Annotated in this window: 2 protein-coding genes; both read left to right on the top strand. The window is 36.5% G+C overall.

Annotation, left to right across the window (positions count from 1 at the left end):
- Window positions 1-157 precede the first annotated feature (157 nt).
- Window positions 158-838, top strand: coding sequence for an IS6 family transposase (locus ABZ953_RS39410; RefSeq protein WP_356625580.1), 681 nt, complete (start codon window positions 158-160; stop codon window positions 836-838).
- Between the two features lie 58 nt (window positions 839-896).
- The coding region (locus tag ABZ953_RS39405; RefSeq protein ID WP_361734354.1) for a polysaccharide biosynthesis C-terminal domain-containing protein at window positions 897-1,152 on the top strand (256 nt) is incomplete at its 3' end.

The raw sequence follows: 1,152 nt of genomic DNA, 5'->3' as shown, positions 1-1,152 counted from the left end.
CTTCCAAAAGTTTTTGTTTATTTACTGACAACCATTGAGACGCTTTATCAAACGAGTGTTCCCCTTGAGGTTCAAAACCGAAAGGGTTCTGTTGCAAAGTTTTCCAAAAAATCTATTTTAGTGTAAAATTGAGAAAAAAGACAGAGAGGACAGAGTAATGAATCATTTTAAAGGCAAACAATTCAAAAAAGACGTCATTATTGTCGCTGTTGGTTACTACCTGCGTTACAATCTAAGCTATCGTGAAGTTCAGGAATTGTTATATGATCGTGGAATAAATGTTTGTCATACTACGATTTATCGTTGGGTGCAAGAGTACAGCAAAGTCCTCTATTATCTTTGGAAGAAGAAAAATAGACAATCCTTCTATTCATGGAAAATGGACGAAACCTATATCAAAATTAAGGGACGTTGGCATTATCTTTATCGTGCAATTGATGCGGACGGCTTAACCTTAGATATCTGGTTACGAAAGAAACGGGATACGCAAGCAGCCTATGCTTTCTTAAAACGACTCCATAAACAGTTTGGTGAGCCGAAAGCAATTGTGACCGATAAAGCACTTTCTCTTGGATCCGCCTTTAGAAAGTTACAGAGTGTGGGTTTATATACTAAGACAGAGCACCGAACTGTGAAGTATCTTAACAATTTAATAGAACAAGACCATCGACCTATTAAACGACGGAATAAATTTTATCAAAGTCTCCGTACAGCCTCTTCCATGATTAAGGGCATGGAGACCATTCGAGGAATATATAAAAAGAACCGAAGAAATGGAACGCTCTTCGGCTTTTCGGTGTCTACTGAAATCAAGGTATTAATGGGAATACCAGCCTAAGATATTTGGAGTTCAGAGAGGGCGCGTTTGATTTTCAAACTTCGCAACAGAACCTTTCATGCTCTCAGCATTATTTTCTAGCTTTGCAAATTTTTTTGAAACAAGTTATATTGTAGTTAAAAAAACTACAGGAGGATTTATCACATTTTTATTTGGAGCAATCGTTTGTGTCATTGCACAAGTATTACTTATTCCATTATTTGGCTTGAATGGTGCTGGATTAGCTTCAATGCTTGGATTCTTAACAACGTTTTTATTTCGTGTCAAGGATACGCAAAAATTTGTGGTGATTCAGATTAAATGGCGAACTTTTA

This window comes from Streptomyces sp. NPDC046465, assembly GCF_040646035.1.
Classification (GTDB): domain Bacteria; phylum Actinomycetota; class Actinomycetes; order Streptomycetales; family Streptomycetaceae; genus Streptomyces.
The sequence above is the reverse complement of the archived record's forward strand: the minus strand, read 5'-3'. Positions and strand labels throughout refer to the sequence as shown.

What these genes read in the sequence shown, in the direction of transcription:
- ABZ953_RS39410 (WP_356625580.1), top strand. Translation starts at nt 158, where the DNA reads ATGAATCATTTTAAAGGCAAACAATTCAAAAAAGACGTCATTATTGTC.